The following is a 22,368-nucleotide window of genomic DNA, read 5'->3' as shown; positions in this document are numbered from 1 at the left end:
CGCGAGGAAGGCGCCGCAGGCGCCGGGGAAGAAAATCGGGCACGAGCCGTTGCGGCGGGCGACGCCGATGCCAGATTGGCCGCAGTCGAAGGCCCGTGCTGGTGTGGCTGCTGTTTTCCCAAGAGGAGAGCGGACGTGGGCGACCGACGCCCCTCGGCCGGGCTGAGCTTCCGGCGGTATGGCGGAACGTCGAAGGCTTTTCGCCGCCGTCTCAGCCGGTACCCCAGGAATGAGACGGAATGGACAGCCCGACAAACAAATCGAATTGGCAGCGGGATCGGCTTGCCTTGCTGCGCCTCCTGGGCAGACTTCTGAGATACGCTGCCTGACGGAGCCCAGCATGGACTGGCCAAAGCTCAAGCCGGCTCTGGTGCCGGACCTGATCCGCTACTTCCTCCTTGAGATGCAGCGGCAAACGGCGCTCGCCCGCGATGCGATGCCTCACCTGCTGGACGCGGTAATTGCGAAGGATGGATACCGCGCTTTCGGCCTTCTGAACACGGCCCTCCATCACGGGACGCAGGCTTACCACATCGCCTGGCCCTCAAAGATGGATCACGACACCGAACGGCGGCGCTGGGTGCGTGTTGCTCTCGGCCTGCGCCCGGAACGGTTCGAGACATTCGACCGGAGCTTTCGAAACGCCGTCGCCCATTTCGACGAACGGATGGACTTGGCGATCTGGACCAGCCTGAGGAACGGGGATCTGGCCCTGGACGCAAAATTGAAACCCGACCGGGTGTATCCGTCGGTCGAACGCTTCGCCGACGAAAGCTACGGTGCCGACCTGGGGGTCTTCATGCGCCAAGTCGAAAACGATAACGATCCGACCTCCATCGAGGTTCAGCTCTTCGCCGAGCGGTTCGACCTTCTGGCGATGATGGATCGCGTCAATGAGTTGTACGGACGGTCTGAAGAAGCCCTCGATGCCGATCGGACTTCCACCATATGGATCAACAGCCATGGTAAAATAACTGAAGCCGAGGCACTTGCATTCTCGGCCGACGATTCCAACACCTCCAGATAATTCAACATCTGGAGGACTCTATGTCCGTTACCGTTTCCGAAAAAGAGATCGTCTTTCCGTCCGACTACTGGCAGCGACAACACTACTATCGCCTCGATGCCGAAGGCCGTGCCAAGGTCGATGTCAAGGACACGCTGAACCGGCTGTCCAGCAACCGCAAAAAGTCCATCCGGCAAGAGATGGAACAGGCGCCTATCTCAATCCATCCCGACTGGGTGTCGTTCCTCTGGGACGAAATCCAGGAATACCGAGGCATGATGCCTGAGAACGAAGAGGACGCAGCAGAACTTGAGATTGCGCTCACGCGCATCGTCCTCAAAGCAATGGCGGAAGAACGGGTGACTGACCCATCGCGACTGGCCATGACAGTGCTCGACTGACCTGCCACTGAACTTTCATCCAGCGGCGATTAGAGCCTCGGCCGTTTCTGTTACGCCGTAGGGCGCGGGTTGAGCAACCGGTGGAGACGCGAAGCCCACATCGAGCGGAGCGTCGGAGCCGGTTGCGGTGAGGATCTCGGCGAAAGCCGCCGGGGTCTGGTAGCCGAGCGAGGAATGCGGCCTCGCGGTGTTGAAATCTTCCCTCCATTCGGCGATGGCGCTGCGCGCATGGTCGATGCCGAAGAACAGGCTCTCGTTCAGCAGTTCGTCGCGCATCCGGCCGTTGAAGGATTCGACATAGCCGTTCTGCATCGGCTTTCCGGGCGCGATGTAGTGCCACTCGACACGGTGATCCTTCGACCAGGCGAGGATGGCGTTCGAGGTGAACTCGGTGCCGTGGTCCGAAACGATCATGTCCGGCTTGCCGCGACGGCTGATCAGGTCGGTCAGTTCACGTGCCACCCGACGACCGGAGATCGATGTGTCCGGGATCGCGGCCAGGCACTCGCGCGTCACGTCATCGACGATGTTGAGCACGCGAAAGCGCCGCCCGCAGGCGAACTGGTCGTGCACGAAGTCCAGCGACCAGCGTGCGTTCGGTCTTGCCTCGACCAGGATCGGCGCTCGTGTGCCCACTGCTCGCCGCCGCGCCCGGCGCTTGCGAACCGTCAGCCCTTCTTCCCGGTAGAGCCGATAGATGCGGTTGATGCCGGATGGCTCGCCTTCCCGCCGCAGCAGGATGAACAGCCGCCGATAGCCAAAGCGTCGGCGCTCATTGGCAAGGTCACGTAGCCTGCCGCGCAGTTCGGCCTCCGGCGGACGGCTCGACTGGTAGCGGATCATCTTGCGATCGGCTCCGACGAAGGAACAGGCCCGACGCTCCGACAGGCCCATCACGGCCTGCAGATGCGCGACGGCTTCGCGCTTGGCGGCGGGCCCTACCATTTTTTTGCCAGAAGCTCGCGAAGTGCCGAGGCTTCCAGCATCTGGTCGGCGAGCAGCTTCTTCAGCTTCGCGTTCTCGTCTTCCAGAGCCTTCAGACGTTTGGCGTCGGACACGTCCATCCCGCCATACTTCGCCTTCCAGTTATACAGCGTTGCCTCGCTGACACCGTGCTTGCGAGCCAGATCGCTCGCCTTCGCTCCGGCCTCGTGCTCCCGGAGCACCGTGATGATCTGCTCTTCCGTAAACCGCTTCCGCTTCATCTGTCCGTCCTTCAATCGAGGCCGGACTCTAACTCCAGGTGGAGGAAAAACTCAGTGGCAGGTCACGACTTCCGTATCCCGAGATACGAAGGCTAAGCCTTCTTCAATCGACAAGCCCGGCGGAAGTCGGGCTTTTTTCGCGTCCGGATCAGGCTGAACGGTCCGTTCGGTCATGCCGGAAGGCGGCCTGACCTCGGCAGCGAACCGCCCGTCGCCGCCGCACCCCAGCGGCAGCAGTGACCCGCCGGACATGACGAAGCCCCGCCGGGATACCCGACGGGGCTGGGTGCGCGGTCGCGGCTGGGTCAGGCGGCCAGCGGCCGACCCTGGTGACGCCGCAGGTCCATCAGGGCGATGGCGCAGCCGATCGGGCTCAGGCCCCGGTCGTAGGCCCGGACGATGTCGGCGTACTGGTCTTCGTCGATGTCGTCGCCGGTCTCCAGCAGGTAGTTGTCCTCGACTTCGATGACGTACTCGTCCCAGGTCAAGTCCAGAAAGCTGTCGGTGGTGTTCAGTCGGTTCATGGTCTTTCCTCCTTCCGTTGTCCTGGCCGCGACCGCGGCCTTCCATGGGCGACGAAAGGCGGCGGCAAAGGCGACCAGCCGCACCCGCAGGGCCGGAACGAAGTGGAGGACGGCGAGGCCCGTCTTTCTTGAGCGAAGCGACCGCGAGGAATGGCCGAAGGCCAGGGGAAGAAAGTCGGGCACGAGCCGTTGCGGCGGGCGCCGCCGGCGCCACGTTCGCCCAGGTCAGGAAGGCCCCGCCGGTCACGGCCAGAGGAAGGATGGGAAGGCCCCGGCTGAACACGCCGGCTGTCTCGCAGACTGACATGCCGGACGGCGGCATCGGGGCTCCGGGCGCCTGCCGGGCACGGCGACGATCAGCGGGAGAGCCAAGTGTTCCCGTCGGCCAGCGCACCGAGGCTGAGCCGGGGCGCCTGCGTCCGGCCTGCTCGGCGGTGACTCATGGCGTCCGTCAGCCAACCTACCCCAGCACGACAAAAGCCGCCCGTTGCCGGGCGGCTTCGTCGATGGTGCCAGAGGCTCACCACCACGATGTGTAGAACACCGTCTTCCCTTCGGCGATGGCCGCGCGCGCCTTGGCGATGAAGGCCAGATCGTCATCGCGCTCGCTGCCGTCGGTCGCGCCGAAGAAGAATCCTTCGGTGAAGGGCAGCGCGTTCGCCTCGATGTCGGCTTCAAGCCGGTCGAGGTCGTCGGCCGTCAGCGCGACGTTGACGCAGTTGAAGGTATCGTCCTGCCCGCCCTTCTCGCGGTAGAGCCGCTCCATCCATCCGTGCAGGTTGGGGTGTTTCCGCCAGTAGGCGAGTTCGCTGGCGGTCTTGGCGGTGAAGTCCACCTCGGCCTCGACAGCCTCGGCGGTGGTGAAGGCGTACATATCCAGTCCCATGATGATCTCCTTTCGGTCGTTGGTTGCGCGTCCTGACGGACGCGACCGAAAGGGCGGGCGGCATGAGCCGCCGCCGTCCTGACCAACACGGGCGGGCCTGCCCGCCGGCGCGGGCAGGTCATGGACGGCAAGGCGCCGCCCGCTACGAACGCGAACATCCGAAGGGCGGGCAACGGACCGGAAGGGGTCGGGACTGGATGTGTGCGTCCCCGCCGCAGCACGGCGACCGGGAGCACAAAAAGCCCCCGACGGCGAACCGACGGGGGCAGTTGATGGACGCCTCAATCGAGGCGGATTTCAAGCTGGCCGTCGCCAGCCCACGGGCGTTCGGTGACGAGGTAGCCCATCCGGTTGACGAAATGGCAGCCGGACAGAAGGTAGAGGCCGTCGTCGTCATCGCTGCTGACGAGCGTCCAGATGCAGGCCGGGTCGGCCGCAGCGACGGCGTCGAGTTCGGGGCCGAAGGTCTCGAACATCAGGCCGTCGAAGGGCGCATCATTGCGGATCGTGTTGCGGACAGGCCGATAGGCATCGCGCCATTCGTCGTAGCTGAGCGCAGGCGCGGGCGGCGTCGGCTCAGGGTTGGCCGCCTCGCTGGCGACCGCTTGGAGTGCGAGCTTGAAGCCGGCCGCTATGCCGTCGGCCTCCTTCCACGCATCCCAGTCTTCGGAATCGTCGGTGTCTTCGGCTGTCGCGAGGCGGCGGTCGGCTTCCTCGAAGAGGCGCGCGGCCTCGGCGTGCAGGCGTTGCATATGGATGTCGGTCAAAGTGATCATGTCGAAATCGTCCATTCGTTAAATCGTTAAACTATGCGGAGGCAGTGCCGCCCGCCGTATGGCGGGCGGCGTCGCCTGCGGTCAGCGGCTCCAGATGAGGGCGAAGCCCTTGTCCTGCTGCTCGACCAGGTTGGCGTAGATCGGGGCGACGAAGCTTGGGTCGTCCAGCTTGATCGAGATGTACTCGTTGCCGCCCTTGCTGGTGCGGTGCCAGGCCGCGCCGATCTCGACGGTGCCCGCCTTGACGCGGAAGTCGGGGGCGGAGTCGTTGGTCTTCTCGACGCCGGTGATCGCGACCTTGGTGGCCTTGAGGCCGAGGGTCTGGATGGTGCCGGTGAAGCCGCTGTCGGTCTTGGTGAAGGTGCCGATGGTTGCCATGATGAAAGTCTCCTTGCGTTTGGTTCTGGCGGTCGCGCCCATCGCGACCTTTCCATGGCCCATGACAGAGACCGTCGAAGCACGGCCCCGCACCCCAAGAGGCGCGGAGGGGCGAAGCCCCGACCGGGACACGAAGCGGGCGGAACGCAGTGGGAGACGGCAAGCGGGCTGTTTCTTGATGCGCGTAGCGCCCGCGAGGAATGCGGCGCAGCCGCAGGGGAAGAAACCGACCGTGCGCCGTTGCGGGGACGGGCGACGGGCTCAGATGTGGCCATGACAGGAAAGGACGCAGATGGGTGGCTGACCGATCCAAACAGTTAGGAAGCTCAGCCTTGGCGACCTCAGCGCCCCTCACCCGACGTGCGGCGCGGCAGTATCAGATCCCGCTTGGCCGAAGCAGGCCGGTCGCGTTCATCGGTGATGTTGAGAAGTCCGCCTGCCCCCGTCACGAAGCCCAAGGTGCAGGCGAGAAAACGGCGCACGCCACACCTGAACGGCACGGTGCGCGAGAGGTATTGGTCACGGCAGACGACCGGGGGAGAATACTCGCCCGACGCCAATCTAATCGGCGAGCGGCAAGGTTACCTATGAAGAGCCGTGACGCTCGATGCCGCCTGTCGTCGGTTGGCGGCTCAACGGTGTGAGGCGGACAAGGGTGGGCATGTCCCGTTGACGGGCTGCCAGTGGCCGCCTCGGCACAGATAGTGGACGACTGGGCGCGGCATGGCTCCGGCGCATCCGCATTCAGCAACATGGTCATGCAAGGTGGCGGGACACGCCATGAGGCCAATGCGGATAGCCGGGCAGTCGAGCGGGTCGCCGGTTGTCCGGACATAGGCGTCAGTCGCGCCGCGCGGCGAAGCTGCACAGGCGGCAAGAGCGAGTACGCAGACCGTCGAACCGAGCTTCCTCACTTGACGACCTTGATGCGCGGTTCGTTCGAGTTTGGCAGTTCCTCGATGCCGCTGATGACGAAGCCGGCCTCCGACGGATAGTCGCGCGCGAGAAGCCGTGCCGCTTGCTCGATGGACTCTGCCTTGACCTCCACATAGCGTGCGTCGGCCCATGCATCGCTGAAGCCCGTTACATTGGGCTCGCCCGTGTCCAGCAACAGCCGAACCCATTTATTGTAAAGTTGCGCCTCGTAAATCCTCAGCTTCACGTCATGTGGTTGTCCTATGTTGGGCTCGATCTCAATAGTGGCTGGAGGCGCTCAACGGTGGTTGGCGGCACCCCCGAACACGTTCGATCAGCCGAATTTTCCGCTGGTGAGGCTGGCGGTCCCCCGCCAGCCCCTGAGGATATATCCATCTCTGGATATGCGAATATTGTGAAACAAAATCGTCTATTCTGTTGCATTGAAGCGATCGCGCCAGATTTCCTTCGAAATCTGTTTAACTGAAAACAACATTTACAGTAATTCATCTTGCTGTTCCGAATGTTGACAGAATAGACGATTCTGTTTCAGCAGCAGCGAAGTCTCAAATCCAAGGAGTGCGCCACGCCAGCACGGCACGGCGCACGTGGGAGCACGGTCAGCGAGAATGCGGTCCGCTTCGGATTGCCTTCATAAGCCGGCCGACGAGCATCAGGACATAGAACAGCCCAATAGCCGCGAACGGGCCGACGAAAAGCACCGCCACGAAGGCATCGGCGCTACCGGTTCCGGCGCTGACGAAAGCGGCCAAGGCGATGACCGCGACGGTGACGATGACGGGCATGATGACCCACCGATAACGAATTGACGAAAGAACGAAAAGGAAGCCCGCCCTTCGGGGCGGGCTTCCTCGGTCGGTCAAGCGGCTGACGGATGCCAAGCAGTGGGCGTTAGACACCGAGAGCGGCATCCGCAAGGGCGAGCTCAAGAACGTCGTCCGCACGGCTGCCAGCAAGACTCTCCAGGACGTGATCGACCGCTTCCGGAAGGAAGTGTTCGTCCACCGGGAGAGAGCACCAAGCGGGCGGAAGGCTCCTTCCTCGCCTACTGGGAAAAGACCCTCGGGCAATACTCCCTCGCCTACATCACCGCCGACACGGTCAGCGACAAGCTCGCGGAGCTTGCTGCCGCCGGCGACGGCCGGCGCAAGCCGCCCGAGGAAGGCGAGAGATGAAAGCCCAGAAGGCGCCGCCCAAGCCGAAGAGCCGCAAGACGACGAAGCACTACCGCGACATGCTGGCGGTGCTGTTCAAATACGCGATCCAGTGGGGGTGGACGGGGTCGAGCCCGCTGGACGGCGTGAACCGGATCACCAAGATCAGAAATGAGCGGATGCGCTATCTCAGCGATGCGGAGTGCTTTTTATACAACTCGGGACATCCCCCGCATTTTGCGAATGCGGTTGCCTCGGCATCCTTGCCGAAGTAGTGGGCGACAACCCGGTAACCGGCGGCCTTAAGGGCGACGCAGGTGGCCGCACCGATACCGGTGACGCCTCCCGTGACAAGCGCGATACGACTCATGATAGAATTCCTTAGGTTTCAGCTGCCTTTCCAAAAGGCCTGCGGTTCACCTCCCTTTGACGATTCTATTGGTCGCGTATGGCGTCAACTCGGCGCGCCAGTTCTCTCCAGATTGCGCTCGCAACTCGCTCGGCACGCGGGAGGGCGCCTTACGTCTGAGATCCGAGAATGGTGCGTCTACGAATTGAAACGGCGGCGTCCGCTAGAACGCGGACGTTATGTGTCGAGGCCTGCTGAACAACACGAAACGCAGCAGACGAGACGCTATTTTGCGAGCCCGATTGTTGCGACACTCGAACGAAAACTGTCGAACAGCTTCGGTCCATCCTCGAGGAGGCAGGAGGCCGATTGCTGGGCGAACGCCGCATTGAGCTTTAAGGCCTCGGCAGGATCGGTGCACTGGGAGAGCGACTTCAGATAAGCCGCCTGATCTTGCAACCGGTCCGCCGCGAGGTCGATGGCCTTCCCCCAGCAGCCAACATAGAGCTTGGTCGACGCCTCGGTAACCGATTTGAGCCAGTCAGCAGTATTGCCGGAGGGAGGGAATACCGGTTCAGATGCGATTGTTTGGGCTTTCTGTGCCTTCTGTGTCGCCGTTTCTGCAGTCATAGCACACGTTCCTTTCGTAAGGCTGGGTTAGACAAACGTCTCCCGCCAGCGCGCATGATTAAAATGAATTAGATCAACAATTGTTGACTGGTTTAAATACTACCGCTATTCTTTCCCCATAAGCAACCAGAATTTGGAGTTCCCATGGCTCGGTCGACAGCGCAGGCTGCGGCGCTGAAGCGCGAGCAGATTCTTGACGCAGCAATCCGCCGGTTCGCGCGGCTGTCCTATGAGGACGCGTCCCTGAGAGCCATCGCTGCCGATGTGGGCGTCGATGTTGCACATGTGCACCGGTCCTTTGGTTCGAAGGAGATGCTTTTGGCCGAAGCCGTCCGCGCAACGGCACGCGCGGAACGTTTCCATGCGAACTCGCCCGACGACCTGGTCGACAGGCTCTGCGCGGTGCTCTTCGCTGATCAGGCGATGGGCGACAAGGACGAGGTTCGCCCGATCGACATCATCGTGCATTCGCTGAGTAGCAGCGACGCCTCCAGCGTTCTGCGGGAGACCATTCTCACCGATTTCATCGAGTCGGTTTCCAAAACGACCAGTCCACCCTCAACGCAGCGCGCCGCGTTGATAGCGGCCTTTATCCTCGGGGTCGGCGTCCTCAGGGATGTCCTGCAGATCAAGCCGCTCGTCGATGGCAAGAGCGGGGCAGTTGAGGACCTCACCACGCAGGCGCTCAAAGTGCTGGCCGGCGGCGATCTGCCGGCTCGGGGAGACGAGCAATGACAACAGCGGAGTCTTCCGCGGTCAAGGCTGCAATGGACGGCCACGACAGCGTCGGCACCGAGGCTTACCGCGCCATGGACCGCATGCGGGAGGCGCTCACCGCCCAGATGACCGGGGGGATGTCGCCAGCCTCATTGGCCCTCGCCCTGTTCGACTGGTCGATCCATCTTGCATTTGCGCCGGGCAAGCGGATGGAGCTCGTCAACAAGGCGGGCCGCAAAGCGGCACGCTTAACGGCCTATCTTGCCGCCGCGAGCACCCATCCCGACACGCCGCGCTGCATCGAGCCCCTGCCTGGAGATTCGCGCTTCAGCGCGGAAGGCTGGACGAAGCAGCCTTACGCGGCCTTCGCGCAGGCATTCTTGCTCAATCAACAATGGTGGCACAACGTCACCCACGAAGTGCCGGGTGTCACGCCGCATCATGAAGAGGTGATTTCCTTCGCGGCGCGGCAACTGCTCGACATGCTCTCACCGTCAAACAACGCCTTTCTCAATCCCGAGGTGATTCAAAGGACCATCGAGAAAGGCGGCGCGAACTTCCTTGAAGGGTACCAGAACTGGCTCGAGGACGTCCGGCGTCTCGCCACCGGGCAGCCGCCGGTGGGCAGCGATGATTTCCTGCCCGGCCGCAACGTCGCGGTCACGCCGGGAAAGGTGGTTTACCGCAACCATCTGATCGAGCTGATCCAATACGCGCCAACGACGGAAGCCGTGTTTGCCGAGCCGGTGCTGATCGTTCCGGCATGGATCATGAAATACTACATTCTCGATCTGTCCCCCCAGAACTCGCTCATCCGCCACCTGGTCGAGGAGGGTCACACTGTCTTCTGCATTTCCTGGCGCAATCCGACGGCGGCCGACCGCGACCTTACCATGGACGACTACCGGCGGATGGGTGTGATGGCGGCATTGGACGCGGTGAGCGCGATCGTTCCGGAAGCGAAAATTCACGCAACGGGTTATTGCCTTGGCGGCACGTTGCTGACCATCGCGGCGACCGCGATGGCCCGCAGAAAAGATGACCGGCTGGCCACGTTGACGCTACTTGCAGCGCAGACGGACTTCACCGAGCCCGGCGAGCTTGCCTTGTTCATCGACCACAGTCAGATGCATTTCCTCGGCAGTATGATGTGGAATCGGGGGTATCTCTCCGCGGACCAGATGGCGGGAGCCTTCCAGCTCCTGCGGAGCAACGACCTCGTCTGGTCGCGCCTCGTGCATGACTACCTGCTGGGCGAACGGACGCCGATGATCGACCTGATGGCGTGGAATGCGGATTCCACCCGCATGCCCTACCGGATGCACGCCGAGTATCTCCAGCGGCTCTACCTCGACAACGAACTTGCCGCCGGCCGCTTCATGGTCGAGGGCAGGCCTACCGCCATCCAAAACATCCGCGTGCCGATGTTCGTGGTCGGGACTGAGCGCGACCACGTCGCGCCGTGGAGATCCGTCTACAAGATCCACCAGCTCACTGACACCGATGTGACCTTCGTCCTCACCACCGGCGGACACAACGCGGGCATCGTTAGCGAGCCTGGTCACCCGGGTCGGCACTTCCGAATCGCGCTCAAGCGTACCGCCGATCCTTGTCTCGGTCCCGACGAATGGGCGCACGCCGCAGAGCAGAAGGATGGCTCTTGGTGGAACGAGTGGACCCAATGGCTCGCCAGCCACTCGACCCCGGTGCGCGTTGCTCCACCCGGCATCGGTGCTGCCGGCAATGGCCTTCCGGCCATCGCAGACGCGCCCGGCACCTATGTCCTTCAGCGGTGAAGCCAGAATGAACGAGACATTCCTCAAGAACCGGACCTTCAACGAATTGAGGGTCGGCGACACCGCCTCGTTGGTCCGCATTGTCGGCCGCGACGACATCGATCTCTTTGCTGCGGTGTCGGGCGACGTCAATCCGGCGCATCTCGACGCGACGTTCGCGGCCACCGACCTGTTCGGCCACGTTGTTGCCCATGGTATGTGGACGGCAGCGCTGATCTCGGCCGTGCTTGGCACCAAGCTTCCGGGTCCTGGCACGATTTATTTGAGTCAGGACCTTCATTTCCTGAAACCCGTCGCCCCTGGCGACATCGTCACCGCGACCGTGCAAGTCAGGGAGAAGACGCCAGACAAGCATCTCGTTGTTCTGGACACCACGTGCACGAACCAGAAGGGCGAGCAGGTTCTAACAGGAACTGCGACTGTCATCGCCCCCACCCGCACGATCGAATGGCCCACCACTCGACTGCCTGACGTCTCGCTCCGGCGGCGCGATCGTTACGAACATTTCATAAGGGACGCGAGGAGCCTTCCCGCCATCCGGGCCGCCGTCGTGCATCCCTGCTCGCCCGAAGCGGTTCTGGCGGCGGTTGAGGTGCGAGATCAGGGTTTGCTGGAGCCGCTCCTGGTCGGACCGGTAGCAAAGATCCGTGCCGCCGCGGAGAGAGCGCAGGTTTCACTCGACGGCATCGCGATTGAGGACGTTCCGCATAGCCATGCCGCCGCCGCCCATGCCGTCGAGCTCGCCGTCGCCGGCAAGGTGAGCGTGCTCGTAAAGGGCAGCCTTCATACCGACGAGTTGCTCGGCGCCGTCGTCGCGCCCGGCTCTGGCCTCAGAACCGAGCGGCGGATCAGCCACGTCTACGCCATGGACGTGCCCGCCTACGACAAGCCGCTGATCGTGACCGACGCAGCCATCAACATCCAGCCGACCCTCGAGCAGAAGTGCGACATCTGTCAGAACGCCGTGGACCTCCTGCACGGCCTGGGCATGGAGACGCCGAAGGTCGCCGCGCTCGCCGCGGTGGAGACGGTAAATCCAAAGATGCCAGCCACGCTGGACGCAGCCGCACTCACCGTGATGGCGGCGCGTGGCCAGATTTCCGGCGCCTTGGTCGATGGTCCGCTCGCCTTCGACAACGCCATCAGTCCCGATGCTGCGCGGACCAAGGGAATTCACTCTTCCGTCGCCGGCTATGCCGACATCCTGCTCGTGCCCGACCTGGAAGCCGGCAACATGCTGGCCAAGCAGCTCATCCACTTCGCCGGCGCTGTGGCGGCCGGCCTTGTCCTTGGTGCGCGCGTGCCGATTGTGCTCACAAGTCGCTCCGACCCGCTAACGGCCCGTGTGGCTTCCGCCGCGCTCGCCAAACTCGTCGCCACGCCGCGCCCGGCGGCGGGCCTACCGACACCATGACGGGTGACCTGCTCGTTACCTTCAACGCCGGCTCTTCGACGGTCAAGATCGGCCTGTTCGAGACGGAAACGACCGGTGTCAAGCGGCTTGCCAAAGCTGTCATTGACTTCAGCAGAACGCCTCTCCACTTTCGCATCTTCGAAGGTCCACAGGTCTTCGAGATCGCCCTCAATGCTACGGCATCCGACGACCTGACCGACGTCATCGCCGAGACCTTCGGCTGGCTGGCTCGGCATTTTGACATGACCGCAACCACCGCTATCGGCCATCGCGTGGTCCATGGTGGCGATCGCTTCCACGGCCCGGTTCGGCTTGATGAGGCTGTGATCGCAGAAATCGACACGCTCACACGGCTGGCTCCGCTCCACCAACCGCAGTCGCTCCGGCTCATCCGCGCCGTTCGCGCGTGGCGTCCGGAGCTCGCTCAAATCGCATCATTCGACACGGCCTTCCATCAGGGTCATGCTGACGTCGTCCGGCGGTTCGCCATTCCCCGTGAGCTGCATGACAAAGGGATTAGACGCTACGGCTTCCACGGCTTGTCCTATAAGTTCATTGCCGAAGAGCTGGCCCGACGTGCGCCGAAGGTCGCCAAGGGCAATGTGATTGTCGCTCATCTCGGCAGTGGCGCCAGCCTGTGCGGGATGGAAAACGGGACCAGCCGCGACAGCAGCATGGGATTCTCCGCGCTCGACGGGATCCCGATGGCGACGCGCTGCGGCGCCCTTGATCCGGGCGTCATCCTCTATCTGTTCGACACCGAGGGACGCGACGCGAAGGAGGTCGAAAACCTCCTCTATCGGCAATGTGGGCTGCTCGGCGTCTCGGGCATCAGCGCCGACAGCCGCGAGCTTCTGGCGAGCGCCTTGCCGGAAGCCAGGCAGGCGCTCGACCTCTTCACCTTCCGCATCGCCGGCGAGCTGTCGCGCATTGCCGCGACACTCGGCGGGCTCGACGGCATCGTCTTCACCGCCGGCATCGGTGAGAATCAGCCGTGGATCCGAGCCGAGGTTTGTCGGCGTTTGATGTGGCTCGGTATCGAGATCGATCCGTCTGCCAACGAGAAGAACGCCGCCGTGATCAGCAGCTCGGCCAGCCGGGTTTCGGTATTTGTCATCCCCACCGATGAGGAGCAGGTGATCGCGCGCGAAACATTGCAGGCCTTGGAGGAGTGAGCCTTGTCCACCATTGTCGATCTCGCCGGCAAACGCGGTCTTGTTGCGGATGATGTGTATGAATTTTTGTCTTAAATGATGAAGAAGGTTATGTACCCTTCTTCAGAACAAAAAGGATTTCACAGAATGAATTATTTCGCCTGACTGGACGTTTCAACGAAAGAAACCGCCATTTATATTGTTGATCAGAATGGAAAGAAAGCCTTACGAGCCCGAGCAGGGCGCGGAAAGCGTGCAGGCTCTCGGCGGAGAAGTCGTCGATCTGGGCCTGCCGGATGCGCCCAAGGCCGCCGTCGCCGACCTCGACCACGCCGGCAAACGCCCTTATGGAAAGCGGCGAAAGCCCTGTCGGGGCGTGACCCGACAGGGCAACCGTGGGCGGTTACGCCGCCGCCTCGGTGAGGTCGTCCTGTTCATCCGCCTCGATGTCCTCGGCCTCCTGCTCGGCGGGCGTATCCGCCGTCACGGCGGGGAACAGCATCGCGCCGGGCAGCCAGTTGCGCCCGCGCTCCCGCAGGTCGGCGGGCAAGGTCGCGTCGTCCTCTGCACAGCGCTGGAAGTGATTGGCCAGCGCGGCGGCCAGCTTGCCCTTGGCGTAGTCCTTGAGTTTGCCGAGGCGGCTGACCGCCCCGCTCTCGCGGGCGATGGCTTCCAGATGCTCCTTGCGGCGGCGATAGAGGAAGTCCTCGTCGGGCACCCAGCGGTCGCGCATGTCCACGCCCAAATCCACGGCCACCTGATTGAACAGGCTGTCGGTGGTGTCGAGCGCCTCCATGCTCTCCTGCCCGAAGGCCAGCGCGGTCAGCAGCAGGTGCAACTGCTCAAGTTCGCTGTCGGACAGAGTCTTCACCGCCGCGTAAAGCTGCGCGGCGCTCTTGTCGTCGCCCAACAGCACATCCCACGCGCCACGGCTGGGGCGGGCGTAAGGGTGGCGTTCGCCGCCCTCCAAGCCCAACGCCGCGACGAACTCCTGCGCCGTCCGTTCCACGGCGCTGTAGCTGACGGGCGGCCTGTCGCTGGTAGAAAAGAACGCCAGCGCGGGGTGGGCATCGACCGCGATGCGCCCGTGATAGCGGATACCGCGCATCATCTGGATGACGGCGACTTCCTTGGCCTTGCGGGCATCGGCCAGCAAGGCTTCCATGACGGCCATGCTCTTGTGGGCAGCCACCATGCGCACCACAGGCCCCGTATATTCGGGCTGCGGCTTAGGCGCGGCGGGGGCTGCCGTTTCCTCGGCCACGCTCGGCCGCACGTCGCGGCGGACAAGCCCCTCGCGCACATCCACCCGACCGCTCGGCTTGAAGTGGATGACCACGCCGCCCGCCTCGTCCTGCTCGGTGTTGGCCTCGCGGTACTGCCACCATGGCGCATAGCCCTCGGTCAGCACGTCGACGAAGGCCGCGCCCGCCTCGCGGTGATGCGCGGCCAACGCCTCGACCGCTTGCGACTGCAAGCGGAAGAACTGTTCGGCATCGTCAAAGAAGGTGTTGTCGTCGTCGGCGAACAGGTCGGCGGTGACGGTGCCGTCGTACTGCTCCATCGGAAAGATGGCCAGCGACACGGCGGGCTTTTCGCCCGTCAGCATGCCGCGCACATCGTCGGCATCGTAGTGATAGCCCTGCTCCAGCCGCTCGATGAGGGCGCGTTGCTGGTCATGGGTGGCCAAGGTCAGCGCCTCGGCAACCGACAGGGAAAACTCACCCTCCCGCACCAACGCCTTGGCCTCGTCGCACAGGCTGGCCAGCGCCACGCGGCGCTTGACGGTCAGCACCGACACGCCCGCCTTGGCGGCCACGTCCTCAAGGCTGGCACCCTCGCCCAACAGGGAGGCGAACGCCTCGGCCTCGTCCATGGGGGCAAGCTGCTCCCGCTGGATGTTTTCCACAGTGGCAAGCCGCAGCGCGTCGGCCTCCGACAGCCCGCCGCGCACCTCGACGGGCACGGGATGGTCTTTGCCGATGTCGCCGCGCTCGGCCAACAGCGACAGGGCACGATAGCGCCTCTCGCCCGACACGATGCGGAATTTCCGCCCGTCCTTGCGAACGACAAGGTTCTGCAACAGGCCGTCGGCCTTGATGGAAGCTGCCAGCCCGTTGAGGGCGGCGGCGTCCATGCTGCGGCGGGGGTTGTTGCCGTCAGCGACGGTCAGCTTGTTCAGGGGGATGGTCTGGATGGTCATGGTGTTCGTCCTTTCGTGATTTCGTCATTTCTTGCCCACCCCGTCACCGAAGCGGGCGGGTTGGTCAGGCATTGGTGATGGCGATGTCGGCGAGCGCGGCATCTGCCGCCGCCATGCGGTAGATGAGGCGGGTGCCCCACTCGTCGCCGTGGTCGATGACCAGCGTTTGCGGGTCGGGGAAACGGCAAAGACGGGCGGACGGGAAGTCCAGCCACGTCTTGCCGCCGCCCCTATCGGGCATGGTGAACCACACCCCGTTGGTCTGGACGTGGGCGACGGTGCGGCGCTGGACGCCGCAATCGCGCTCGTTGTCGATGTACTGGAACGTCCAGCAGGGATGCGCCAGCAGGGCGCGTTTGAAGTCGGCAAGGCATTTCATGGTCTGCCCTCCCGACTACGCGACGATACGGCCAGCAAGCCGCGCCTCGGCGGCGTAGGCCGTCAGGCTCTTGGTCGGCTTGAAATGCTGGTCGCGCTCGATGGTCAGGCCACCGGGGCCACGGATGGCGGCTATCTCCGACAGGCGCACACTGCCCAATTCGGGGCTGCCCATGCCCAAATCACACAAGCCGAAGGCAATATCCGGCTCGTCGGGGTCAAGTTCGGACAGCAGCCACGTCGCCGCGCCCCATGGGCAGAACAGCTTCACCACAGGCCAGAAGTCGTGGGTGTTGCCGTCGTCGTCGATGCGCTCGGCATTCTCCCGCCCGTTCCGCAACATGCGGGCGCGTTGCTCGTCGGTCAGCAGCGCGGCAGCGCTGCCAAGGTTCGTCGTCGTGTCGTTCATTCGCTCAATCCTCCGTGCAGTCGTTACAGGCGGCACAGGACACACACGCCCCGCGCCTGAACCTCTGCCCAGCGGCGAGCGACGACAGGAGAAACAGTGATAGTCAGTCAGTGCAGTCGGCCTGGCGGCGGCGCGCCGACATCCGGCGGGCTCCAAGAGAGCCGCCCCGAAGGGGTGCAATCCGGCCAACACGGGAGGGCAGCTTGCTGCCCGAACGGAGCGGGCGGGCCGGACGGCGACCTTGGGCAAGCCCGGCGGGGTCGGCACAAGCTGGCCAGAGAGGTTCCGCGCGCAGCGCGAAGAAAGAAATCAACATCGGCCCGTAGGGCCGTCCTTATCCGCCGCACGGGGTAGCGTCAGCGCGGGTCCCGGTGCGGCGGCTACCGGGGCGTTGCGGGCACGCCCGCAGAGGGGGTAGAGGAAGACCGCTTGGCCTTTTCGCTTAGTCTAATCGGCCAACCCTCGAAGATGATCACTTCGTCGAACTGCTTACCCTTGGCCTTGTGCATATTCATCACGACGACACCGGTCTCAGGTTTGGCGTTGGTGGAAAAATGCTCCTGGACGAATGCCTGCCGAATGATTGCCAGCGCGTTGCGATAGGCGCCGTTGTCCCGCCAGTCTTGAGAAAGCGCCTGACGGAGTTGGGTGCCCCGCTCCAGCACGCGGATGTTCCGCACCTCCTGAGCGATCTCTTTCAACCGTGGACAGGCACCGTCCTCCAGAAGTTGCCGCATGGCTCGCCAGTCCTTGTCCGGATCACCGGTGAGCGCGAGTTCTCGTGCCTGACCATAGACGGCGAGCATGGCAACCAGGATGCTGTTCTTTCGGAGCGCTTTGCCGGTGGCGAGGCAAGCAAGGTGTTCGCCGTAGGCTTTCTGGATATTGGCAGCCTCGTTCAGAGCGCCTTTGGTCGGTGTGTCGCCGCCCTTGCCATGGAAGTAGTTGCGTATCAGGGCGATGAACCGCTCAAAGTGAGCGCCATCGGTATCCGGCTGCATGAGCAAAGCGATAACCTCGGCGCCGAGGATCGCGGCTTCCAATTCGATAACCGCCGAATGCGGAGTCTCGGTCATCCCGCCCGGCGGCAACCGAAAGGCGTCTGATACCAAGCGGGTCATCTTCTTCGTCGGCACGAGGATGGCCAGCGACCATTCCTTCATACCGGCATCAACAAGCCGCTTCCGCGCTTTGCGGTTCCCTGACTTTGACGGGCTCCGGACTGTCCTGATGCGGCTGTTTCAATCCTTCTTGAACGCTCGCGCATGGTCCTGCGCAAACTGCCAGAAGCTGCGCGCCGGGCGGCCGGTCACCTTCTCCACCGTATCGAGCACGCCGGCCAGATGACCGGCGGGGGCAAGTGCGTAAAGCTCGTTCATCGCCTCCGCCAGCATCTCCGGCATGCCCATGCTCGTCATCGCTTGCTTGGCCTGATCCAGCGAGATGGGAACGTAGTTGACCGTGTGACCCGCAATCTCAGTCAGTATTGTCCCCAACTCAGCACCGCTGAGCGCTTCCGGCCCGGTTACCGGGTAGGCCTGGTCCTCGTGTCCCGGCTCGGTCAGAGCCTTGGCGGCAACGGCGGCGATATCGCGCGCATCAATCCAGCTCACCTTGCCCTCGCCCAAGGGCATATAGAACTCGCCCTTCTCGCGGATTGCTTCGGCATACATCAGGAGGTTCTGCATGAAGAACCCCGGCTGAACGAAGGTCCAGGCCATGCCGGACTCCTGAAGCTGCTTCTGGTTTTCACCGTGCCAGCGCCCGATCTGCACGGGCGCATCCGGGGCCGCGCCAATGCCGGTGGACATGACGACATGCTTGACCCCGGCCGTCTTGGCCGCTGCGATGAGGTTGGCGCGCATTTGCACCTGGTCCGGCACGAGGGGGGTGACGACGAAGACCTTTTCGGCCCCCTGTAGTGCTTCGGGCAAGGTTTCCGGCTGGCGCAGATCCCCGGCAACCGTCTCGACGCCCTGTGCTTTGAGGCCGTCCGCCTTGGCCGGATCGCGTACCAGCGCCTGGAAGGGCGCGTTCTCCGCCTTCAGCAGCCGGACCACCTCGCTGCCGATTGTTCCGGTTCCGCCAACGACGAGTATCATGACCCTTCTCCTTTCCTTTTTGCACGTGTGAACAAAGACAAGCCGCCGCTCGCAGGGGCATCATGGCGCTCGACGGCGATCATTATTGTCGGTATGGTATCTAAAGGGAAGCAGGAACCTTCAGGTAACCACAAAGTGCCCCGCAACCCGCCGCCGCCAGTCTGTCCCGTGGATGCGCTCTTGCGCCTGCTCATGGGGTCATGGACGACTTACATACTCTGGCATCTGCGCCAGGACGGGCCGTTGCGTTTCGGCGCGTTGCGGCGGGCGATCCCCGGCATCTCGTCGAAGGTCCTGACGCAACGCCTGCGGATGCTCGAAGAACACGGCATCGTCTATCGCCACCATGTTCCCTCGATCCCCCCGGAGGTCTCTTACGGCCTGACGCCGCAAGGCGCAGAGCTTGGAGACGTGTTCGACGCGCTCGAAAATGTCTCGCGCCGCTGGCTGGCGCGGGGATGGCCGGAGAGGGAAGGCCGGGACGCCACCACCTCTCCCTCCCTCGCAATCGGCCCCCGGCTGAACTTGCAGCCGGACGACCGCTGACGAAGGCCGTTTCTCACCGGGCAGGCTGAGGCACATCCTTTGTATGGGCTGCGCCACGCCTCGCCGCATCACTTTGCGCTGGCGGGCGCTGTGGCCGTCGGCGCATCATCAGCGCCGGGACAAGGGCGGCCAGGAAGATCACGCCGACGATAAAGAAGCTGTCGCGGTATCCCAGCATGTTGCCCTGGCTGTAAATCACGCGGCCGAGATAGTTCATCGCCCCGGCCTGGCGAATCGCTTCCGGCACGCCGGCCTGCGCGAGCAAGCCGGTTACTTCGCGCAGCATGTCGGCCGTCGCGCTGTTGCCCGCGTGCTGCGCCGCCGTGAAGCTGTCCACGTAGAGCTGCGAGCGCCGTTCCAGGGCGATGGAAAGAAGATTGACGCCGAACGCCCCGCCGAGTTGGCGCACGAAGTTGATCGCTCCGGAGCCCTGACCGAGTAGCGTCATGGGCAGCGCCTTGAGGGCGCCGGCGTTCAGGCTCGGCATGATGAAACCAAGGCCGATCCGCCCCAGCATGATCCACCAGGCGAACAGCCAGAACGACGTATCGGTGTCCACGCCGGTCATCAGGAACGACGACAGCGCGAAGACCGCCAGCCCGAACATGACCGTGGCATAGGCTGGCGTCTTGTCGGTCAGCCGTCCGGCGATCGGGAAGACCAGGGCCAGAATCAGACCGGCTGGCATCAGCAGCAGGCCCGAGCGCGTCGGCGTATAGCCCTGGATTGTTTGCACGAACAGCGGAATCAAGAAGGTCGAACCGAAGATCCCCGCCCCGAAAATGAAGGCCACGACGGATGCGCCCGCATAGACCCGGTTCGTGAAGAGCTTGAGATTGAGCATGGGTGCCGGTGTACGCAGTTCCCAGACAATGAATCCGATGCCCGTGACAAAGGCGATAGCGAAATCGCGCAGGATGGGATCGGACATCCAGCCGTAGCGTTGCCCGTTCGACAATCCGTTCAGCAAGGTGACCAGGAACACTGTCAGCAGGCCGAAGCCGATCCAGTCGAATTTGCGCGGCGGTCCGGCAGTTGCCCGGCCCGGCATGAAGAGCGTGGCCAGGAACAGGCCGATGAGGCAGAACGGCACGGCCATGAAGAACACATAGCGCCAGTTGAAGCTGTCCACCATGATCCCGCCCAGCGTCGGGCCCAGGGCAGGAGCCAGCACCACGCCGATGCCGTAGATGCCCATGGCCGAACCCCGCTTTTCCGGTGGGAAAACCTGGAAGATCGTCTGCATGGCGAGCGGCTGGAGGATGCCGGCCGCGCCGCCTTGTAGGACGCGAGCCAGGATCAGCACGCCCTCGGCGGGTGCGAGCCCGCCCATGACGGAGGCGATGATGAAGACTGTCAGCGCCAGCATAAAGGTCGCGCGCTGGCCGAATGTCTCGACCATCCAGGCATTCAGCAGCATGGTCCCGGTCATCGCGGCGAGGAAGCCGGTAGAGAGAAGTTGCGCCTTGTCCTGGCCCATGCCGAAAGCGCCCATGATGTCGGGCAGGGCCACGTTGACGATGGTGGCGCTCAGGATGGTCGCGATGGTGCCCATCATGACCGTCACCGTGACCAGCCAGCGATAGGACGGGCCGAAACGGGCGAACAGGCCCTCGATGCTGTCCGGGCGGGGCGCGCTAGTCACCGGCCCTGGCCTCCAGCTCCACCATCATGCCCGGCTTGAGCTCGCCGCCGTCCTGCCGGACGGCGATGCGCACCGGCAGGCGCTGGGTGATCTTGGTGAAATTGCCGCTCGGGTTTGGGTTGGGCAGCAGGGCGAACTCGCTGGTGGCGGCCTGCCCGACGCGCGTGACCGTGCCCTCGAAGCGCCGCCCCGGCAGGGCATCGACGGTGATCGTGACGATCTTTCCGGGCTGGAAGAAGCGGATGTCGGTCTCCTTGACGTTCGCCTCGACGCGCACTTGCTCCGGGTCATGCACCATCAGAAGACGCTGGCCGGGCGTGATGTATTCGCCTGCGTCCACGAAGGTCCGGTCCACCACCCCGTCGAACGGCATGGCGATGGTGCGGTCTTCGAGATCGAGCGCCGCGCGCTCCCGTTGCGCCCGCAGCCGTTGTTCCTCCGGACCAAGCTCCGCGAGCTGGGTTCTGAGCACCGTGAGTTCCTCGCGCGCGGCTTCGGCCTCGGCAAGGGCGGCGCGGGCATTCTCCAGGTCGGCCTGCGCGCTCAGCACCTGCTGTTTTGCCGTCTCCAGCGCCGCCCGCGTCTGGTCCAGGCGCGCGCGGGTGATGGCGCCGCTCGGCACCAGCTTCTCAGCCCGATCATTGTCCTGTCTGGCAAGATCGCGTTGCGCCATCGCTGCGGCCAGCGCGGCTTCGGCTGCCCTCACCGCCGCCTCCTTGGCGGCGATCCGGCTCGCCGTCTGGCGGTCGGTCAGCTTGATGCGCGCCTCGATTTCCTCCCGGCGGCGGCTGATCCCGACGATCTGCGCATCAAGCTCCTGAACGAGCAGACGGCTTTCCCGGTCGTCGATCCGAACCAGCACGCGGCCCTTTTGAACGGAATCGCCCTCGATGACCTCGACGGCCGTGACCCAGCCGGGTACCCGGCTGCTCAGAGCAACAATGTCGGCGGCAACGCGGGCATCCGTGACAAAGACGTGGATGAACTGCTGATACAGCCACCAGCCACCGGCTCCGAGAACAATGAGCGCGGCCAGGGTCGCGCCATAGAGCCGCCACGGCCGGGTGCGGGCAGGCGGTGACACCGCCTCTGACGCGGCCTCCGTCTCCTTATCGGGGGCTGTGCGCAGATCGGTTTCCGGATGGTGGCTCTGGCGTCCCAGGCGGCTCACACGCTGGTCCATGGCTCACCTGTCCGTCGGTGCGTAAGCTGCATCGCCGTTTCCGCGCCACCCAGCTTGCCGGCGATCTGCTCGAAGACCTTCAGACAGGTCGTCACTTCGGCATGGGATATGTCGGACAAGATTTCCGCGCGCACCGCCGCCGCGGTCGCCTCGATCCGTTCCAGGACGGGGGCGGCCTCCGCGCGCAGGTGAACCGATTTGGTGCGGCGGTCGGCAGCTTCTGTCCGACGCTCGATCAGCCCCTCGGCTTCAAGCCGGTCCAGCGTGCGCACCAGGGTCGGCCCCCGCACACCGACCGCCTCAGCCAATTCACGCTGAGTTGCCGCTTCGGCCAGCCGAGAAAGATGCAACAGCGTCAACCAGCGGGCTTCGGTGAGGCCAAAGGTGGCCAGCCGCCGATCGATCTCGGCGCGCCACAGCCGGGCGACCAGGCCGAGGCGGAGGCCGAATTGTTCCTGATCGCTGAGAGGCTTCTTCATTTCCTTGCCTGAATGGTTGCTCTGCTATATTTGATAAATAATAGATAGCCACCTATCGAATGTCGAGAGATATCAGCCCGGATGGCTGTTCTGTCCG

Annotated in this window: 24 protein-coding genes and 2 pseudogenes; 8 read left to right on the top strand and 18 right to left on the bottom strand. The window is 63.9% G+C overall.

Features of this window, described 5'->3' with window-relative positions:
• Positions 1–340 precede the first annotated feature (340 nt).
• Together SL003B_RS03230 and SL003B_RS03225 are read left to right on the top strand one after the other, a co-directional pair.
• Complete coding sequence (locus tag SL003B_RS03230) at positions 341–1,027, top strand: hypothetical protein (RefSeq protein WP_013651390.1); 687 nt, start codon at positions 341–343, stop codon at positions 1,025–1,027.
• 20 nt (positions 1,028–1,047) lie between these two features.
• Positions 1,048–1,407 carry a hypothetical protein gene (locus SL003B_RS03225; protein WP_013651389.1) on the top strand — a complete coding sequence of 120 codons (360 nt, stop codon included), beginning with the start codon at positions 1,048–1,050 and terminating at the stop codon, positions 1,405–1,407.
• A 15-nt stretch (positions 1,408–1,422) separates the two neighbouring features.
• On the opposite strand, the gene SL003B_RS03220 is transcribed toward SL003B_RS03225, so the two are convergent.
• The 7 genes from SL003B_RS03220 to SL003B_RS23230 all read right to left on the bottom strand — a co-directional run bounded on the left by SL003B_RS03220 (position 1,423) and on the right by SL003B_RS23230 (position 6,897).
• A protein-coding gene (locus SL003B_RS03220) for an IS3 family transposase (RefSeq protein ID WP_085997572.1) occupies positions 1,423–2,612 on the bottom strand; the annotation gives its coding sequence in 2 pieces (ribosomal slippage) (positions 1,423–2,360 and positions 2,360–2,612; 1,191 coding nt in all).
• Positions 2,613–2,917: 305 nt separating this feature from the next.
• Positions 2,918–3,136, bottom strand: a complete 219-nt coding sequence (locus SL003B_RS03210; protein WP_041375359.1) for a hypothetical protein — start codon at positions 3,134–3,136, stop codon at positions 2,918–2,920.
• Between the two features lie 520 nt (positions 3,137–3,656).
• Positions 3,657–4,022: a hypothetical protein gene (locus SL003B_RS03205; protein WP_013651385.1), complete on the bottom strand. Its 366-nt coding sequence runs from the start codon at positions 4,020–4,022 to the stop codon at positions 3,657–3,659.
• Between the two features lie 281 nt (positions 4,023–4,303).
• On the bottom strand, positions 4,304–4,813 hold the full coding sequence (locus SL003B_RS03200; protein ID WP_013651384.1) for a hypothetical protein: 510 nt from the start codon (positions 4,811–4,813) through the stop codon (positions 4,304–4,306).
• Positions 4,814–4,879: 66 nt separating this feature from the next.
• Positions 4,880–5,176: a DUF736 domain-containing protein gene (locus SL003B_RS03195; protein WP_041375792.1), complete on the bottom strand. Its 297-nt coding sequence runs from the start codon at positions 5,174–5,176 to the stop codon at positions 4,880–4,882.
• A gap of 910 nt (positions 5,177–6,086) precedes the next feature.
• Positions 6,087–6,338 (bottom strand): hypothetical protein, encoded by a 252-nt coding sequence (locus SL003B_RS03190; protein ID WP_013651382.1) that lies wholly within the window; start codon positions 6,336–6,338, stop codon positions 6,087–6,089.
• 373 nt (positions 6,339–6,711) lie between these two features.
• A complete protein-coding gene (locus tag SL003B_RS23230; protein ID WP_148259243.1) occupies positions 6,712–6,897 on the bottom strand; it encodes a hypothetical protein in 186 nt (61 codons plus the stop codon).
• A gap of 386 nt (positions 6,898–7,283) precedes the next feature.
• On the opposite strand from SL003B_RS23230, the gene SL003B_RS03180 reads away from it, so the two are divergent.
• Complete coding sequence (locus tag SL003B_RS03180) at positions 7,284–7,541, top strand: hypothetical protein (protein WP_013651380.1); 258 nt, start codon at positions 7,284–7,286, stop codon at positions 7,539–7,541.
• Here the strand turns inward: SL003B_RS03180 and SL003B_RS23775 are convergent.
• A pseudogene (locus SL003B_RS23775) lies at positions 7,508–7,636 on the bottom strand (beta-ketoacyl-ACP reductase); the annotation flags it as partial. The gene SL003B_RS03180 and the pseudogene SL003B_RS23775 sit on opposite strands and share 34 nt — an antisense overlap.
• A 264-nt stretch (positions 7,637–7,900) precedes the next feature.
• Positions 7,901–8,245: a phasin family protein gene (locus SL003B_RS03175; protein ID WP_013651379.1), complete on the bottom strand. Its 345-nt coding sequence runs from the start codon at positions 8,243–8,245 to the stop codon at positions 7,901–7,903.
• A gap of 144 nt (positions 8,246–8,389) precedes the next feature.
• On the opposite strand from SL003B_RS03175, the gene SL003B_RS03170 reads away from it, so the two are divergent.
• From SL003B_RS03170 to SL003B_RS03155, 4 genes are read left to right on the top strand one after another with little or no spacing between them, the layout of a single operon-like run.
• Complete coding sequence (locus SL003B_RS03170) at positions 8,390–8,980, top strand: TetR/AcrR family transcriptional regulator (protein ID WP_013651378.1); 591 nt, start codon at positions 8,390–8,392, stop codon at positions 8,978–8,980.
• Complete coding sequence (locus SL003B_RS03165; RefSeq protein WP_013651377.1) at positions 8,977–10,758, top strand: PHA/PHB synthase family protein; 1,782 nt, start codon at positions 8,977–8,979, stop codon at positions 10,756–10,758. The genes SL003B_RS03170 and SL003B_RS03165 overlap by 4 nt, the downstream gene beginning before the upstream one ends.
• Positions 10,759–10,765: 7 nt before the next feature.
• Positions 10,766–12,172 carry a bifunctional enoyl-CoA hydratase/phosphate acetyltransferase gene (locus SL003B_RS03160; RefSeq protein WP_013651376.1) on the top strand — a complete coding sequence of 469 codons (1,407 nt, stop codon included), beginning with the start codon at positions 10,766–10,768 and terminating at the stop codon, positions 12,170–12,172.
• Positions 12,169–13,347 (top strand): acetate/propionate family kinase, encoded by a 1,179-nt coding sequence (locus tag SL003B_RS03155; protein ID WP_013651375.1) that lies wholly within the window; start codon positions 12,169–12,171, stop codon positions 13,345–13,347. The genes SL003B_RS03160 and SL003B_RS03155 overlap by 4 nt, the downstream gene beginning before the upstream one ends.
• A 217-nt stretch (positions 13,348–13,564) precedes the next feature.
• Here SL003B_RS03155 and SL003B_RS23225 read toward each other — a convergent pair.
• The 6 genes and pseudogenes from SL003B_RS23225 to SL003B_RS03130 form a co-directional block, all read right to left on the bottom strand.
• Positions 13,565–13,663: pseudogene (locus SL003B_RS23225) on the bottom strand (IS1595 family transposase); the annotation flags it as partial.
• Between the two features lie 66 nt (positions 13,664–13,729).
• Positions 13,730–15,529, bottom strand: coding sequence for a ParB/RepB/Spo0J family partition protein (locus SL003B_RS03150; RefSeq protein ID WP_013651373.1), 1,800 nt, complete (start codon positions 15,527–15,529; stop codon positions 13,730–13,732).
• A 64-nt stretch (positions 15,530–15,593) separates the two neighbouring features.
• Positions 15,594–15,908 carry a hypothetical protein gene (locus SL003B_RS03145; RefSeq protein WP_013651372.1) on the bottom strand — a complete coding sequence of 105 codons (315 nt, stop codon included), beginning with the start codon at positions 15,906–15,908 and terminating at the stop codon, positions 15,594–15,596.
• Between the two features lie 15 nt (positions 15,909–15,923).
• Positions 15,924–16,316, bottom strand: coding sequence for a DUF2958 domain-containing protein (locus SL003B_RS03140; RefSeq protein ID WP_013651371.1), 393 nt, complete (start codon positions 16,314–16,316; stop codon positions 15,924–15,926).
• Positions 16,317–16,696: 380 nt separating this feature from the next.
• Entirely contained in the window at positions 16,697–17,479 is a 783-nt protein-coding gene (locus SL003B_RS03135; protein ID WP_013651370.1) for a DNA helicase UvrD, read from the bottom strand.
• 78 nt (positions 17,480–17,557) lie between these two features.
• Entirely contained in the window at positions 17,558–18,418 is an 861-nt protein-coding gene (locus tag SL003B_RS03130; protein ID WP_013651369.1) for an SDR family oxidoreductase, read from the bottom strand.
• Positions 18,419–18,598: 180 nt separating this feature from the next.
• Here SL003B_RS03130 and SL003B_RS03125 point away from each other — a divergent pair, with 180 nt between their 5' ends.
• Entirely contained in the window at positions 18,599–18,964 is a 366-nt protein-coding gene (locus SL003B_RS03125; protein WP_242390321.1) for a winged helix-turn-helix transcriptional regulator, read from the top strand.
• Between the two features lie 13 nt (positions 18,965–18,977).
• On the opposite strand, the gene SL003B_RS03120 is transcribed toward SL003B_RS03125, so the two are convergent.
• The 3 genes from SL003B_RS03120 to slyA are packed head-to-tail and all read right to left on the bottom strand — an operon-like array spanning position 18,978 to position 22,271.
• On the bottom strand, positions 18,978–20,609 hold the full coding sequence (locus SL003B_RS03120) for an MDR family MFS transporter (protein WP_013651367.1): 1,632 nt from the start codon (positions 20,607–20,609) through the stop codon (positions 18,978–18,980).
• A complete protein-coding gene (locus tag SL003B_RS03115) occupies positions 20,602–21,792 on the bottom strand; it encodes an HlyD family secretion protein (protein WP_041375341.1) in 1,191 nt (396 codons plus the stop codon). Before SL003B_RS03115 ends, SL003B_RS03120 begins: the two co-directional genes overlap by 8 nt.
• Positions 21,777–22,271 (bottom strand): transcriptional regulator SlyA, encoded by a 495-nt coding sequence (slyA, locus tag SL003B_RS03110; RefSeq protein WP_013651365.1) that lies wholly within the window; start codon positions 22,269–22,271, stop codon positions 21,777–21,779. Before slyA ends, SL003B_RS03115 begins: the two co-directional genes overlap by 16 nt.
• Between the last annotated feature and the right edge of the window lie 97 nt (positions 22,272–22,368).

The sequence above is a fragment of the Polymorphum gilvum SL003B-26A1 genome (genome assembly GCF_000192745.1).
Taxonomy (GTDB): domain Bacteria; phylum Pseudomonadota; class Alphaproteobacteria; order Rhizobiales; family Stappiaceae; genus Polymorphum; species Polymorphum gilvum.
This window is presented reverse-complemented; position numbering and strand designations above follow the sequence as displayed.

Bases quoted from the DNA above. Each gene is read 5' to 3' on its own strand.
- SL003B_RS03200 (WP_013651384.1), bottom strand. From the start codon at position 4,813: ATGGACGATTTCGACATGATCACTTTGACCGACATCCATATGCAACGC.
- SL003B_RS03205 (WP_013651385.1), bottom strand. From the start codon at position 4,022: ATGGGACTGGATATGTACGCCTTCACCACCGCCGAGGCTGTCGAGGCC.
- SL003B_RS03170 (WP_013651378.1), top strand. From the start codon at position 8,390: ATGGCTCGGTCGACAGCGCAGGCTGCGGCGCTGAAGCGCGAGCAGATT.
- SL003B_RS03145 (WP_013651372.1), bottom strand. From the start codon at position 15,908: ATGAAATGCCTTGCCGACTTCAAACGCGCCCTGCTGGCGCATCCCTGC.
- SL003B_RS03165 (WP_013651377.1), top strand. From the start codon at position 8,977: ATGACAACAGCGGAGTCTTCCGCGGTCAAGGCTGCAATGGACGGCCAC.
- SL003B_RS03230 (WP_013651390.1), top strand. From the start codon at position 341: ATGGACTGGCCAAAGCTCAAGCCGGCTCTGGTGCCGGACCTGATCCGC.
- SL003B_RS03225 (WP_013651389.1), top strand. From the start codon at position 1,048: ATGTCCGTTACCGTTTCCGAAAAAGAGATCGTCTTTCCGTCCGACTAC.
- SL003B_RS03195 (WP_041375792.1), bottom strand. From the start codon at position 5,176: ATGGCAACCATCGGCACCTTCACCAAGACCGACAGCGGCTTCACCGGC.
- SL003B_RS03130 (WP_013651369.1), bottom strand. From the start codon at position 18,418: ATGATACTCGTCGTTGGCGGAACCGGAACAATCGGCAGCGAGGTGGTC.
- SL003B_RS03140 (WP_013651371.1), bottom strand. From the start codon at position 16,316: ATGAACGACACGACGACGAACCTTGGCAGCGCTGCCGCGCTGCTGACC.
- SL003B_RS03155 (WP_013651375.1), top strand. From the start codon at position 12,169: ATGACGGGTGACCTGCTCGTTACCTTCAACGCCGGCTCTTCGACGGTC.
- SL003B_RS03115 (WP_041375341.1), bottom strand. From the start codon at position 21,792: ATGGACCAGCGTGTGAGCCGCCTGGGACGCCAGAGCCACCATCCGGAA.
- SL003B_RS23230 (WP_148259243.1), bottom strand. From the start codon at position 6,897: ATGCCCGTCATCGTCACCGTCGCGGTCATCGCCTTGGCCGCTTTCGTC.
- SL003B_RS03175 (WP_013651379.1), bottom strand. From the start codon at position 8,245: ATGACTGCAGAAACGGCGACACAGAAGGCACAGAAAGCCCAAACAATC.
- slyA (WP_013651365.1), bottom strand. From the start codon at position 22,271: ATGAAGAAGCCTCTCAGCGATCAGGAACAATTCGGCCTCCGCCTCGGC.
- SL003B_RS03150 (WP_013651373.1), bottom strand. From the start codon at position 15,529: ATGACCATCCAGACCATCCCCCTGAACAAGCTGACCGTCGCTGACGGC.
- SL003B_RS03135 (WP_013651370.1), bottom strand. From the start codon at position 17,479: ATGAAGGAATGGTCGCTGGCCATCCTCGTGCCGACGAAGAAGATGACC.
- SL003B_RS03160 (WP_013651376.1), top strand. From the start codon at position 10,766: ATGAACGAGACATTCCTCAAGAACCGGACCTTCAACGAATTGAGGGTC.
- SL003B_RS03180 (WP_013651380.1), top strand. From the start codon at position 7,284: ATGAAAGCCCAGAAGGCGCCGCCCAAGCCGAAGAGCCGCAAGACGACG.
- SL003B_RS03210 (WP_041375359.1), bottom strand. From the start codon at position 3,136: ATGAACCGACTGAACACCACCGACAGCTTTCTGGACTTGACCTGGGAC.